This window comes from Sinomicrobium kalidii (assembly GCF_021183825.1).
Taxonomy (GTDB): domain Bacteria; phylum Bacteroidota; class Bacteroidia; order Flavobacteriales; family Flavobacteriaceae; genus Sinomicrobium; species Sinomicrobium kalidii.
Window position 1 is genome coordinate 5,130,831 of record NZ_CP089211.1, and the last position, 12,364, is coordinate 5,143,194.

A 12,364-nucleotide genomic window follows, 5' to 3' on the forward strand; every position below is an offset into this window, starting at 1 on the left:
ATACTTTGAATTTGGAACCTTTAAAACCGGTTACGCAAGTTGTAAGGCAAGCGTTACCATTTCTTCCAGCGAGGTTTGTCTTTCCTCTACCGTAATGCTTTCCCGGGTAACGAGATGGTCGGTTACCGTGAGGATGGCCAATGCCCGCACCCCGAATCGGGCTGCTACCGAATAAAGTGCGGCAGTTTCCATTTCCACCCCGAGTACGCCGTATTCCGCCCATTTTTTATAATAATCCGGGTCGTTGTCATAAAAGACGTCGCTGGTGAGTATATTTCCGGATTTTATGGCAATACCTTTGGATTCCGCAGTTTTTACCGCTTTGATGAAAAGCTCATGATCTGCGGTAGGAGCAAAGCTGTCCTGGTTAAAGTGGATACGGTTGATGTTACTGTTGGTCGAGGCCGACATAGCCAGGATAATGTCCCGTACCTTTATATAAGGTTGATAAGCGCCCGCACTGCCTATACGGATTAATTGCCTGGCGCCGTAGTCATTTATCAGTTCGTGGGTATAGATACTTATGGAAGGCATGCCCATGCCCGTGCCCTGAACGGATATTTTCTTTCCCTTGTACGAACCGGTAAATCCGTACATTCCGCGTATATCGCTGTACAACCTGGCTTCCGTCAGAAAATTTTCTGCTATCCATTTGGCCCGTAGCGGGTCGCCCGGGAGCAATACGGTTTCCGCAATGTCTTCTTTTTCAGCTCGTATATGTAAACTCATTTCAATAAGATTCGTTAGAAGTAAGCCCCTCTACAATGGCAATGCCATTGGAAGTCCCGATCCGGGTAACCCCCAAAGCTATGTATTTTTGCGCAACATCAAAACTTTTTATACCCCCGGAAGCTTTTAACTGTGCTTTTCCGGCTACGGCAGCTTTCATTATTCCGATATCGTGAAGGGTAGCCCCGCCCGTACCGAAGCCCGTAGAGGTCTTTACGAAGTCGGCACCGGCATCCGCAGCGAGGGTACTGGCCAGTGTTTTTTCGGCATCGGTAAGATAGCAGGTTTCCATGATGACTTTCAGTACACAAGGACCTATAGCTTTTTTAACGGCCGTGATCTCTTCCCTGACTTTTTTTGTTTCAGCAGATTTAAGCCACCCCAGGTTAATGACCATGTCGATTTCATCCGCACCGTCGGCTACGGCCTGTTCCGATTCAAAAACCTTGGCCTTTGTACTCATGGCCCCAAGGGGGAACCCGGCAACCGCACAAATGTAAACATCGGCAGCATCCTTCAGGACCTCACGGGCAGTGGCTACGTAACAGCCGTGTACACATACGGAATAAAAGCGATAGTGCAGGGCCTCTTCACACAAACGGACGATATCCTTTTCCGTGGCCGATGGCTTTAACAGGGTATGATCTATATAGCGGTTTATTTTCATGAGAAACCTTCTTCTTCAATATGAGCATAAAAGCAAAAAATCCTCTTATCAATCCGTTGAGGCGGTTTTCTGAGGCCTGAAACTCCTGTGACGCTCTTCAAAAGTAGTGCTTTTTACCGGGATGACCACTTCCCTGAAAAGTTCGAGAAATTCACCGGAGTGCCGCTCTACCTTGTTGGTCCGGATATTAAAATGTACAAAATTGAGCCAGGCTACCGATTTCAGGACTTTTTTATCGCTGTCCCACATACGGGCTTCCACCAGCAGGTGTTTGTCTGAATACCGGACAAGCTGGGTTTCGATCACGACTTCTTCCATGGTAAACACGGGCTTTAAATAAGCTACCTGGCTACTACTGACGACCCATCCGAGCCCCTGTTCCCGGACTATCCGGAAAATATCGATATCGTAATATTCCAGTAACTGGTCTTCACGGGCATTGATAAAATAATCGAGATACCGCCCGTTGTTCAAATGGTTAAAAGGATCACAGTCCTGAAACCGTATTTTTTTTCTGCTTTCCAAAATGCCTGGTCGTTTGTCCATATGAGCTGTGTTTTTTATACCGAACGGTATATTAAAGGTTAAAAAAATAGTTTAATATGCGTTTACGAATTGTTTTTATGCTTAATCATTTATCAAATTTCCATTCCCGCAGGACTATGTGCTCCAGGATATCCATGGTACGTTCCAGGTACGAACGATCGTCCATTGTAAAACTCATGAAAACCGCTCCCTCAATAATACTGAACATCTGCCGTGCACTTCCGGCCGGGTCCAGCCCGGGTTTTAGTTCACCAGCAGTTTTTCCCTCTTCTATGATATTCGCCAGGCTTTGTTCGATTTTCCGAATAATGTTTCGCACGCCGTCCAGGAGTTTTTCGTTCTGATGGTTGGCATCGACACCGATGTTGATTATCGGGCACCCGCCCATGTCCTGTGAGAAATCGTAATAATTCCGGTAAAAATCCGTAATGAGCAGTAACTTTTGCAGGGGAGACGAACTGCTTTCCTGGTGTTCGCGCACTTCGCGTAAAATGCGCTTTACATTATAACGAAAAGCTTCTATGGCGAGTTCTTCCTTATTCCGGAAATTACCGTAAATGGCACCCTTGGTGAGTTTTGTGGCCCTGGTGATGGTGCTCATACTGGTAGCCGCATAGCCGTTCCTGTTAAAAATGGAAGCTGTAGTGGCAATAATAAACCTGGATGTTCTTTCCGCTTTGTTTTGCACGACGCCATGATTCTATCCAACAAATATATAAAATATACCGATTGGTATATTAATGATATCTGTTTTTTTCGATACTTTGTTGTAAATTGCCTTTACAAAAAAATGCATATGGCCGAACTTATCAGAATATATGAAGAAAATCCCAATCCACGGGAGATACAGAAGGTAGTAAAGGTTTTAAAACAAGGGGGACTGGTGATTTATCCTACGGATACGGTGTACGGTTTGGGTTGTGATATTACCAATTCCAAAGCCCTGGAACGCATTGCCAGGATAAAGGGCGTGAAGCTCGAAAAGGCCAATTTCTCTTTTATATGTGCAGACCTCAGTAATTTGTCCGACTACGTAAAACAGATGGAAAATTCAACTTTTAAATTGCTGAAACGGGCACTGCCCGGACCGTTTACCTTTATACTTTCCGGTAACAATAACCTGCCCAAAGATTTTAAAAAGAAAAAAACCGTAGGTATCCGTGTCCCGGCCAACAATATTGCCCAGGCACTGGTACGGGAACTGGGAAACCCTATAGTATCTACGTCCATACATGACGAAGACGAGTTGCTGGAGTATACCACCGATCCGGGGCTCATTTATGAAAAGTGGGACAACCTGGTAGATATCGTCATTGACGGCGGATACGGAGACAATGTTGCTTCAACCGTAGTAGACCTTACCGGGTATGAACCCGAAGTGATACGACAGGGGAAGGGTGATATCGAGGAGATTTTATAGTTGTTTTAATCCGGTATCCCGATTACTTTTTCCAGTGTATAGGTGATCAGGTCTTCCACTATTTTTTTCGGGTGTTCCGCAAAAGTGCCGTTGGCCCGGTTGGCTATAATGGCATTGAGGGAAATGGCACGGTGACCCAGCAGTCCGGAAAGCCCGTAAATGGCGGAGGTTTCCATTTCGAGGTTTGTGATTTTCAGTTCGCCGTGGGCAAAGCTGTCAATCTTCCTGTTCAGTCCGGGGTCCTGTAAGGGCAGGCGCAATACGCGTCCCTGCGGACCGTAAAAACCACCGGCTGTAGCCGTAACCCCGTGATATATTCCGCTGTCATTAAAAAAATCCCGGAGTTTTTCATCGCCTGATATGACGAGTGGCCGTGACTTCCGGGGGCTCCATGCCGTGTGTTTTATAAAGGCATCTTCTATTTCCGGGCGGGCAATAGCTTCGGTAGGGTAGGCGTGGAGCATCCCGTTCAGGTCGAGTGCAAACGAACTGGCCAGGAAAGCCCCGACGGGAATATCCTTTTGCAGTGCTCCCGAAGTCCCCACACGGATAATATTCAGCGAAGTGAGTTTTTTTTTGGCTATGCGTTTATCGAGGTCGATATTGACCAGTGCATCCAGTTCGTTGAGCACAATGTCGATATTGTCCGGGCCAATCCCTGTGGAGATCACGGTAAGCCTTTTTCCCTTGTAAATACCTGTCTCTGTCCGGAATTCCCGTTTTTGTGTGGTAAATTCCACTGTGTCAAAATGTTTTGTGATCCTGCCAACACGGTCCTGGTCACCTACAAAAATGATGGTGTCTGAGATATTTTCAGGTTTCAGGTTCAGGTGATAGATACTGCCGTCGGCATTGAGCATCAGTTCGGATTCCGCTATTTTCATCTCGATAAACTGGTATTTTACATGGGCCTGAGACCGCAAGATTTAAGACGTGAGAAGTCTTAGGCCGTTTTGTTCACGATTAAAAACAGAAAGAAGGACAAAATGCCCTTCTTTCCGGTGCTGCTGTTTGAATTTCGGGGGGTATTACAGTTTTAATAGCCTGGCTGTATCTTCGTGATACAGGAAGCTGTATTTTTTGGTCCCCCCGAGGTATATATCGTCTCGTTTTATAAAGGGATAATAATTCTGTACTTTGTTCAACACGTCTTTTCCCATGGGATTTAGCTTTACCGGGTTGAACGATTTAAATAAGGGCTTGATGGTATTTATCAGTCTGAAATACTGTAAATCCCCGAAGCCGTAATTACTTTCATTCTTGATAAGCATCTCCACAAATTTTTCCTTTGATGCTATTTTTTTGCTGTCTGCAATGGCAAGCGTACTGTTCTCCAGGTGATTCAACCCGTTCTTAACTGTGGGAAACCGGTGCAGGTGCAGGGCAATAGCATCGGTGAGATAAGGAAATTGGGAAGAATTGAATTTGGAAAAGGTCTCTAATCGTAGGGGAGTTTCGCTGCAGTAAAGTTGCCAGATGTAGTCGGCGTATTCTATATCGTCTTGTGTGAGTTGTATTCGGGATTCGTATAACTTGTGCAACTGCTCCCTGGTGTGGTTGGTGAGGATAAAGGGCTTGGTTTTCTTTTTCTTTCCGCAGACCAGTGAGATCTGTGCCCCGTTGCGGTGTTTCTTCAGCCAGCTGACCACCGCTATCATGTTGATCTGGCAGAAAAGGTCCTCATCAAACCAAAGGATAATCTCTTCCTGGGTCTTTTGATTACACAATCGCCTGTATTCCTTTAGCGTGGCCTCGATGAAGTTGGTCTTGGTAATCTTGTAGTTCTTGTTTAAAAACTCGAAACGGGTTTTCCAGAAAGATTCACTGCCCACTTCGGTTACCGTTCTCCCTTCACAGAGCATCTCTCTCCAGGTAATAATTTCTCCTTCCAGCTTTAATTCTTTGAGATGAGAAGTAAAGCCATCCCCATTGGTAATGTGCAAGGTTCTAGTCATTATTATGGTTTGTTTAGATTAGCCAAAATTATGTTTTATATACGAGCCTAAAACCACTTTTATATTTTTGTCAAATAACTGTGTCTTTTTGTTATTTGCTTAACCTTATGTTTATACAATAACCTATCCGCCTACACGTTTTACATTATAGCCTTCATCCTTCAACAATTCCATGACCCTGTCCCGGTAATTCCCCTGTATGATAATTTCACCGTTCTTTACGGAACCTCCTACACCGCATTTGGTTTTCAGGAATTTTCCGAGTTCTTTCAGGTCGGTTTCACTGCCATGAAACCCCTTGACGACAGTAACGGTCTTTCCGCCGCGGCCCTTGTTGCTGAAATGCGCTTCCAGGTATTGCTCACCGGGGGAAGGGCTATTCGTTTCTTCATCATCGAAAACAGGCTCTTCTCCTGTAGAAAAAACGAAGTTTCCGAGGTCTTCAAGGCTGTTAAGTTTGTTTTTGTTGCCCATTGCTTTCCCTTTTTTGACAACGCTATCTTAAAGTAAACGTATGAATTACGATTAACGTATATCCTTTAACATGAAATAATTAACAATCAATTCAAACACCATATAATCAATGATTTACTTTACGGATAAAATGTATTTACATTGATTTTAACTGATGCCCGGATCATTAATCTTTTATGTTTTTATAAGTCCCAGTTCTACGAGACGTTCGTGGAGGAATTCTCCCGCCGTAATATCTTCGTACAACCTGGGATGTTGTTCATCTACACAATTTTCCAGACAATTAAGGGGCATTTCACTGATAGGGTGCATAAAGAAAGGAATGGAGTATCTGGACGTACCCCACAGTTCACGCGGCGGGTTTACCACCTGATGTATTGTAGATTTAAGGCGGTTATTGGTATGCCTGGAGAGCATATCGCCCACATTGATCATCAGTTCGTCAGGTTCGGCAATGGCGTCGATCCATTGCCCGTTGTGGTTCTGCACCTGTAATCCTTTACCATGAGCCCCCATAAGGAGCGTTATGAGGTTAATGTCCCCGTGTGCCGCAGCACGTATGGCATTTTCAGGTTCCCTGGTAATGGGAGGGTAGTGAATGGGGCGCAATATGGAATTGCCGTTTTTTATCCATTTGTCAAAATAATTCTCTTCCAGTTCCAGGCGTAAGGCCAGGGCCCTCAGTACGTATCTGGCGGTTTTCTCCAGCATTTTATAGGCTTCCTTTCCCACTTCATTGAACCGGGGAAGTTCCGCTACCATAACATTTTCAGGATATTCCGCTTTCAGTTTGGGATCGTCTTCCACATACTGCCCGAAATGCCAGAATTCCTTGAGATCGCCTTCCTTTCTTCCCTTGGCATGTTCTTTTCCGAAGGAAGTATAACCGCGCTGTCCGCCAATACCTTCTATTTCATATTTTTTCTTTACCTCTTCCGGCAGGGCGAAGAACTTCTTTATCTCGTCGTAGAGATCTTTTACTAACTGATCGGAAAGGAAATGTCCTTTCAGCGCCACAAAACCGATCTCTTCATAAGCATCGCCGATCTCTTTTATAAACTTGTTCTTTTTACCCGGATCGTCCGAGAGAAATTCTCTCAGGTCCACACTTGGTATCTTGTCCATTTATTCCAGAATTTAATCCCGGAAACACCAGCAGGTTTTTCCGGAGTGTATTGTGCTTTCCTGTACAAAGTTAGGCAATTAGCGGGCTAATTTAAAAAGATAGTTATTAACATCACAAAAAAATATCACATTCGCACTCCTTAATGTTATTTTTACCTACTTTTGAAGTTGTTAATAAAGTATGCTTCACATGAATTCTGTTTCCTCCAAAAAGACACGTATCACCTATCACAGAAGGGATTTGAGTGACAAGGAACTCCTTCGGCTGTATCAAAAAATGCTCCTCCCCAGGATGATAGAGGAGAAGATGCTCGTATTGCTCCGGCAGGGCAAAATATCAAAATGGTTCAGCGGTATCGGACAGGAAGCCATATCGGTAGGGGTGAGTTCGGCCCTGGAAAAGGACGAATATATTTTACCCATGCACCGCAACCTGGGCGTTTTTACTTCGCGGGGAGTGCCGTTACATCGTCTCTTTTCGCAGTGGCAGGGAAAAGCGAGCGGTTTTACACAAGGCCGGGACCGCAGTTTTCATTTCGGCACGCAGGAATTCCGCATTGTGGGAATGATTTCGCACCTCGGGCCGCAAATGGGGGTGGCAGACGGTATTGCCCTGGCCCACAAACTGAGAAAAGCAAAAAAAGTAACCGCCGTATTCACCGGGGAAGGGGGAACTAGTGAAGGGGATTTTCACGAAGCCCTCAATGTAGCTTCGGTCTGGGACCTTCCGGTGTTGTTCTGTGTGGAAAATAACGGTTACGGACTCTCCACACCCGTTGCCGAGCAGTTCAAGTGCGAACACCTGGCCGATAAAGGAACCGGGTACGGGATGGAATCGCACATCATAGACGGCAATAACATCCTCGAAGTTTATACAAAGGTGTCGGAAATAGCGGAAGATATAAGAGAAAATCCCCGTCCGGTGCTGCTGGAATTCAAAACATTCCGCATGCGGGGTCACGAAGAAGCCAGCGGTACCAAATATGTTCCCGCGGAACTCATGGAACGGTGGGCGGCCAGGGACCCTATTGAAAATTACGGGCAGTTCCTGGTTGAAGAGAGCATTCTTTCCGGGGAAAAGGACAAACACATCCGCAGGCAGATGTCTGAAACCATCCGGGAAAACCTGCAACTGGCATTTGACGAGCCCCCCGTGACATTTGATGAGGAAAAAGAACTGAATGCAGTGTACCGGAAGTTTGAGTTCCGGGAAATTAGTTCGGGGAGCAAACGGAACAATATCCGTTTCGTAGATGCCGTTTCACAGGGATTGGAACAAAGTATGGAGCGCTTTGATGACCTGGTGATCATGGGGCAGGATATTGCCGAATACGGCGGGGTGTTTAAGATTACCGACGGCTTTACCGAAAAATTCGGCAGGGAGCGGGTACGGAATACCCCTATTTGTGAATCTGCGATAGTTTCTGCCGCCATGGGACTTTCCGTTAACGGTATGAAAGCCGTTGTGGAAATGCAGTTTGCCGATTTCGTATCCACCGGGTTTAACCCCGTAGTGAATTACCTGGCCAAAACACATTATCGCTGGGGACAGCATGCAGACGTGGTCATCCGGATGCCCTGCGGGGCGGGAGTGGGGGCCGGACCGTTCCATTCACAGACCAACGAGGCCTGGTTTACCAAAACCCCCGGACTCAAGGTGGTGTACCCGGCATACCCGTACGATGCCAAAGGGTTGCTTGCTACCGCCATTGAAGATCCCAATCCCGTATTGTTCTTTGAACACAAGGCTTTGTACCGCAGTATATACCAGGAAGTACCCGAAGATTACTACAACCTGCCTTTCGGAAAGGCCGCTGTACTCCAACAGGGAAACGACGTCACTATCATATCATATGGTATGGGCGTACACTGGGCCCGGGAAACCCTGGATGAAGACCGCACTATCAGTGCCGACCTCATAGACCTTCGTACCCTGCAACCACTGGATGTGGAGACCATACTGGCCTCTGTACGCAAAACCGGGAAGGCCATTATTCTTCAGGAAGACACATTGTTTGGCGGACTGGCCAGCGATATTTCTGCAATAATCGTGGAAAATTGTTTTGAATTCCTGGATGCACCCGTACAGCGGGCGGGCAGCCTGGAAACACCGGTACCCTTTGCCGGGGCCCTCGAAGCGGGCTTTTTGCCGAAGCAACGGTTCAAAACGGCATTACACCGATTATTAGCGTATTAATGTCGAATTATCGGGTCTTGAAGAGATTTAATTGACTGTTTGTTGTACTAAATTTGTTTTTTTTGCGTATTTTTAAACATAAAAAATAAATAAATTATGACAAAAATTCGTGTAACCCTTATCTTATTAGTCGTCCTGGTGGCCTCTTCCTGTTCGCTTTCCAAAGTAAACAAGGAATACAGAGGAGCTATAGTCGGCAACTGGATTTTGAATGACGTGACTTACGCAGGTAACAGCGGAAACTTCAAGTCCGTTCTCTTTAACGATGTTTCTGACGAATGCTTTAAAGGAAGTCAATGGTTTTTCAGGAACAGTAACAGTACCGGTACGTATACCATTAACCCCGGTGCCGATTGTATGGAAGGAGCCAGGAATATCCGGTGGTCCGTACACGAAAGCGGCGCTTCAAATCAACTTCAGTTCAAGTTCATTGACGAGAAAAAGAACGATCTGAGCGGCGGGTACGGTTACAGGCTGGATATTGTTACCCTTAACCAGCAGGAAATGACATTACAGACCAATACCACGGTAGAAGGAGAGCCCATTACCGTAGTATATCACTTTTCAAGATCTTATTAATAAAAATATAAAACATCAGTTATGATACAGAATTCATTGCGAAAACTGGGAGTCGGTCTTCTTGCGATTGCCCTTTTTACAGGTTGTGATGCCGTAAGGAATGCCGGAAACAAGGAAAAAGGCGCTGTGATCGGTGCTACAGGCGGTGCTGTCATTGGCGGAATTATAGGGAATAATGTCGGTGACAAGAAAAACTCTGCGCTGGGCGCCATAATCGGTGGTGTTGTAGGCGGTGCGGCCGGAACGTATATCGGTGACCGCATGGACCGCCAGGCAGAAAAGATCGAAGAAGAAATCCCCGGAGCTGAGGTAACCAGGGTAGGCGAAGGCATTAATGTAACCTTTGACGAAAGCAGCGGGGTATATTTTGCTACCAACAAATACAATATCAATTCGAAATCTGCAACGACATTGAACAAGCTCGCAGGGATATTTAATGAATACCCGAACTCTCTTGTTCTTGTGGAAGGGCATACCGACAATACCGGAAGTGCCGAATACAACATGGGACTTTCACAACGAAGGGCCAGTGCGGTTACCGATTATCTGGTAGGGCAGGGCGTTTCTTCCGGAAGGTTCACTACCAAATGGTATGGAGAAACACAACCGAAATACGACAACAGTACCTCAGAAGGACGGGCCAAAAACCGGAGGGTGGAAATAGCCATTGTCGCCAGCGAGGAACTGAAAGAAGAAGCGAGACGAAAAACGCAGTAAATTATCGGATTTACAATACCGATGAACATAAAGTAGAGACGTGCGGCCGCACGTCTCTACTGTTTTCAGGCATAGTATTGCTATGGGGATTTCATATTTTTTTCGTACCTTTTAATTAAGAAATAAGAAACAGGCAAAACACAAAAATCATGAGACATCGCGTATTAATACCCACCGACTTTTCCGATAATGCATGGAACGCAATAGACTACGCGATTTCACTTTACAGTGGTGAGGAAACCGTATTTTTCCTGCTCAATTCGTATTCCCCGAATGCCATAAACCCCGGGGAGGTCATGACCTCTTCCGCAGCGACCAAAACACTTCTCGATGCGGTAAAATCATCTTCAAAAGCCGGGCTGAAAAAATCGCTGGAAAAGATTTTGTCGGGCAAAACGGACAAGAAACATACGTTCGAAGCCATTTCAAAATTCGATTACTTTGCCAGTGCCGTTGCCGAAGTGTGCAGGGAAGAGAAAATAGATATGGTGGTTATGGGAACTTCCGGGTCCAGCGGATTGAAAGAGATCCTGGTAGGAAGCAATACGGCCAGCCTTATAGGTAAGATTGAGAGTCCGCTCCTGGCCATCCCGGAATCTGCCCGGTTTTCACCGCCGAAAGAAATAGGTTTCGCCACCGACTACAACACCAAATACAAAAAAAAGAACCTGGAGGTATTGTTCCGTATTGCCGGCAAATTCACCTCAGACATCAGGATATATCATGTGTTACAGAAAAAAGACACCCTTACCGAAAAAAACAAGCAGGTCCGGGCCGAAATGGAAAAACGGTTTTCCGGGCACAATCACAGTTTTTTTCTGCTTACCGATACTTCACTCAGTGATGCCACCCGTATTTTTATAGAAAGCAGAAACATCCAGTTACTCTGCATGATAGCCAAGAAGCATAGCTTTCTCCAGCACCTGTTCGGAATGAGCCATACCAGGGATATGTGCTATCATATCGATATCCCGCTGTTAATATTACAAAATGAAGCCGGGTAATGTCCGCAGTAATTCATAAATTTGGTTCTTTCATTAAACATTAAAGAAATAAACCCGGCCTGTTTCTGAGACCGGAAGCCATTAAAACCATCAATACATGGAAAAAATACTCATACCGACCGATTTTTCCGATAATGCATGGAATGCGGTCAGCTATGCCCTCAAACTGTTTAAGGACAGTGAATGCACTTTTTACCTTCTTCACGTACTCCCGCCGACATTGGGAAGCAGAGAAACCATGGCCTCTGAAGTCACTGACGAGATGCTTTCGCGGGCAAAGGTCACGGCTACGGAGAAGCTGGAGAAGTGGGCAGAAAAAATGATCTCTTCTGAAAACAAGGGGAAACACAAAACAGAGATCCTCACAAAATTCGACCTCTTTACCGATGCGGTGGACGATATTGTCAGCGAAAAGAAAATCGACATGGTAGTCATGGGATCGCGTGGAGCAGGGGGAATAAAAGGTTTTTTTCTGGGTAGCAGCACTTCCAATCTCATCGGCCATGTAAAATGTCCCATCCTGGCGGTGCCGAAAGACCTGGAATTCGAACCTGTGGATGAAATAGGTTTTGCCGTAGATTATGAATTTGCGTATGATAAAAAAGGGCTGGAGCCCGTGTTTCGTATAGCGGAGAAATTTTCTTCCGATATCAGGTTTTACCATGTTATGGAGAAAAAGGACGAATGGAACGGGGAAAAAGAAAAGATACGGGAAGGTATTAAAAAAGCGTTCAAGGGATTTAATGCTTCTTTTTACCTGCTAACAGATGTTCCCCTGGATGTCGCCACCCGGCTTTTTGTGGAAAGCAGGGAGATCGACCTGCTCTGTATGGCCGCTGAAAAACGGAATTTCCTGGACCACCTTCTCGGAAAATCTCCCGTAAAGAACATAAGTTATCACAGCACTACACCTTTGCTGGTATTGCATAAGGATACACTCAGGTAAAACTT

Annotated in this window: 14 protein-coding genes; 6 read left to right on the forward strand and 8 right to left on the reverse strand. The window is 45.6% G+C overall.

Annotation, left to right across the window (positions count from 1 at the left end; translation table 11 throughout):
• Positions 1-30 precede the first annotated feature (30 nt).
• The 4 genes from deoD to LS482_RS20690 form a co-directional block, all read right to left on the reverse strand.
• Positions 31-729 (reverse strand): purine-nucleoside phosphorylase, encoded by a 699-nt coding sequence (gene deoD / locus LS482_RS20675; protein WP_233029489.1) that lies wholly within the window; start codon positions 727-729, stop codon positions 31-33.
• Between the two features lies 1 nt (position 730).
• Positions 731-1,396 (reverse strand): deoxyribose-phosphate aldolase, encoded by a 666-nt coding sequence (deoC, locus tag LS482_RS20680; protein WP_233029490.1) that lies wholly within the window; start codon positions 1,394-1,396, stop codon positions 731-733.
• A 48-nt stretch (positions 1,397-1,444) separates the two neighbouring features.
• Positions 1,445-1,942 (reverse strand): acyl-CoA thioesterase, encoded by a 498-nt coding sequence (locus LS482_RS20685; RefSeq protein ID WP_233029492.1) that lies wholly within the window; start codon positions 1,940-1,942, stop codon positions 1,445-1,447.
• Between the two features lie 85 nt (positions 1,943-2,027).
• Complete coding sequence (locus LS482_RS20690; protein WP_233029494.1) at positions 2,028-2,630, reverse strand: TetR family transcriptional regulator C-terminal domain-containing protein; 603 nt, start codon at positions 2,628-2,630, stop codon at positions 2,028-2,030.
• 108 nt (positions 2,631-2,738) lie between these two features.
• Here LS482_RS20690 and LS482_RS20695 point away from each other — a divergent pair, with 108 nt between their 5' ends.
• Complete coding sequence (locus LS482_RS20695) at positions 2,739-3,362, forward strand: L-threonylcarbamoyladenylate synthase (RefSeq protein WP_233029496.1); 624 nt, start codon at positions 2,739-2,741, stop codon at positions 3,360-3,362.
• A gap of 5 nt (positions 3,363-3,367) precedes the next feature.
• Here the strand turns inward: LS482_RS20695 and LS482_RS20700 are convergent, their stop codons facing one another.
• From LS482_RS20700 to LS482_RS20715, 4 genes are all read right to left on the reverse strand, one after another.
• Entirely contained in the window at positions 3,368-4,246 is an 879-nt protein-coding gene (locus tag LS482_RS20700) for a nucleoside phosphorylase (protein ID WP_233029497.1), read from the reverse strand.
• A 144-nt stretch (positions 4,247-4,390) separates the two neighbouring features.
• Positions 4,391-5,317 carry a DUF1835 domain-containing protein gene (locus LS482_RS20705; protein WP_233029499.1) on the reverse strand — a complete coding sequence of 309 codons (927 nt, stop codon included), beginning with the start codon at positions 5,315-5,317 and terminating at the stop codon, positions 4,391-4,393.
• Positions 5,318-5,440: 123 nt separating this feature from the next.
• The gene (locus LS482_RS20710; RefSeq protein WP_233029501.1) at positions 5,441-5,791 is read right to left on the reverse strand and encodes a translation initiation factor; all 351 of its coding nucleotides are present in this window, start codon (positions 5,789-5,791) and stop codon (positions 5,441-5,443) included.
• Between the two features lie 174 nt (positions 5,792-5,965).
• Positions 5,966-6,916: an isopenicillin N synthase family dioxygenase gene (locus tag LS482_RS20715; RefSeq protein ID WP_233029503.1), complete on the reverse strand. Its 951-nt coding sequence runs from the start codon at positions 6,914-6,916 to the stop codon at positions 5,966-5,968.
• A 190-nt stretch (positions 6,917-7,106) separates the two neighbouring features.
• Here LS482_RS20715 and LS482_RS20720 point away from each other — a divergent pair, with 190 nt between their 5' ends.
• The 5 genes from LS482_RS20720 to LS482_RS20740 all read left to right on the forward strand — a co-directional run bounded on the left by LS482_RS20720 (position 7,107) and on the right by LS482_RS20740 (position 12,359).
• Positions 7,107-9,113: an alpha-ketoacid dehydrogenase subunit alpha/beta gene (locus LS482_RS20720; RefSeq protein WP_233029504.1), complete on the forward strand. Its 2,007-nt coding sequence runs from the start codon at positions 7,107-7,109 to the stop codon at positions 9,111-9,113.
• A 96-nt stretch (positions 9,114-9,209) separates the two neighbouring features.
• Positions 9,210-9,692, forward strand: coding sequence for a lipocalin-like domain-containing protein (locus LS482_RS20725; RefSeq protein WP_233029505.1), 483 nt, complete (start codon positions 9,210-9,212; stop codon positions 9,690-9,692).
• Between the two features lie 21 nt (positions 9,693-9,713).
• Positions 9,714-10,409, forward strand: a complete 696-nt coding sequence (locus tag LS482_RS20730; protein ID WP_233029506.1) for a YiaD family glycine zipper/OmpA-like lipoprotein — start codon at positions 9,714-9,716, stop codon at positions 10,407-10,409.
• 149 nt (positions 10,410-10,558) lie between these two features.
• Positions 10,559-11,413, forward strand: a complete 855-nt coding sequence (locus LS482_RS20735; protein ID WP_233029507.1) for a universal stress protein — start codon at positions 10,559-10,561, stop codon at positions 11,411-11,413.
• Positions 11,414-11,510: 97 nt separating this feature from the next.
• Entirely contained in the window at positions 11,511-12,359 is an 849-nt protein-coding gene (locus LS482_RS20740; RefSeq protein WP_233029508.1) for a universal stress protein, read from the forward strand.
• The last annotated feature ends 5 nt before the right edge of the window (positions 12,360-12,364 follow it).

Bases quoted from the DNA above. Each gene is read 5' to 3' on its own strand.
- deoD (WP_233029489.1), bottom strand. From the start codon at position 729: ATGAGTTTACATATACGAGCTGAAAAAGAAGACATTGCGGAAACCGTA.
- deoC (WP_233029490.1), bottom strand. From the start codon at position 1,396: ATGAAAATAAACCGCTATATAGATCATACCCTGTTAAAGCCATCGGCC.
- LS482_RS20685 (WP_233029492.1), bottom strand. From the start codon at position 1,942: ATGGACAAACGACCAGGCATTTTGGAAAGCAGAAAAAAAATACGGTTT.
- LS482_RS20695 (WP_233029496.1), top strand. From the start codon at position 2,739: ATGGCCGAACTTATCAGAATATATGAAGAAAATCCCAATCCACGGGAG.
- LS482_RS20700 (WP_233029497.1), bottom strand. From the start codon at position 4,246: ATGAAAATAGCGGAATCCGAACTGATGCTCAATGCCGACGGCAGTATC.
- LS482_RS20705 (WP_233029499.1), bottom strand. From the start codon at position 5,317: ATGACTAGAACCTTGCACATTACCAATGGGGATGGCTTTACTTCTCAT.
- LS482_RS20710 (WP_233029501.1), bottom strand. From the start codon at position 5,791: ATGGGCAACAAAAACAAACTTAACAGCCTTGAAGACCTCGGAAACTTC.
- LS482_RS20715 (WP_233029503.1), bottom strand. From the start codon at position 6,916: ATGGACAAGATACCAAGTGTGGACCTGAGAGAATTTCTCTCGGACGAT.
- LS482_RS20720 (WP_233029504.1), top strand. From the start codon at position 7,107: ATGAATTCTGTTTCCTCCAAAAAGACACGTATCACCTATCACAGAAGG.
- LS482_RS20725 (WP_233029505.1), top strand. From the start codon at position 9,210: ATGACAAAAATTCGTGTAACCCTTATCTTATTAGTCGTCCTGGTGGCC.
- LS482_RS20730 (WP_233029506.1), top strand. From the start codon at position 9,714: ATGATACAGAATTCATTGCGAAAACTGGGAGTCGGTCTTCTTGCGATT.
- LS482_RS20735 (WP_233029507.1), top strand. From the start codon at position 10,559: ATGAGACATCGCGTATTAATACCCACCGACTTTTCCGATAATGCATGG.
- LS482_RS20740 (WP_233029508.1), top strand. From the start codon at position 11,511: ATGGAAAAAATACTCATACCGACCGATTTTTCCGATAATGCATGGAAT.